This is a genomic window from Tenacibaculum pelagium (genome assembly GCF_014062345.1).
Classification (GTDB): Bacteria; Bacteroidota; Bacteroidia; order Flavobacteriales; family Flavobacteriaceae; genus Polaribacter; species Polaribacter pelagius.
Genome location: NZ_JACGLS010000023.1, coordinates 1 through 321, shown reverse-complemented (window position 1 = coordinate 321; position 321 = coordinate 1). Strand labels below are relative to the sequence as shown.

Below are 321 nucleotides of genomic sequence, written 5' to 3'. Positions count from 1 at the left end.
AACTTAAACCTGTAAGTGCTTGAGTTGATGCACTACTGTGTTTCCAACTATAACTATAAGGTTCAACTCCTCCAATAACTGTTAATACTATTGAACCATCTTCTCCTCCATAACATGATACATTTTGGGTAGCTACCGATGATATCTCTAATTTACTCGGTTCCTTTAAAATATATTCACTTGTCGCTTGGTTTAAGTTTTTATCGAATACTATTAATTCATAAGTTCCTGACCCTACACCTTCTAAACTAGATAACACTCCTTCAATTGTCGTTGATCCTTTCTTTCTCCACTCATAACGATAAGGTTCTACTCCTCCTT

1 protein-coding gene is annotated in these 321 nt (G+C 35.2%); it reads right to left on the bottom strand.

The window, feature by feature from the left end; all coding sequences use genetic code 11:
• Positions 1-321: SprB repeat-containing protein (locus H3Z83_RS12860; RefSeq protein WP_182125899.1), on the bottom strand; the 321-nt coding region annotated here is incomplete at both ends.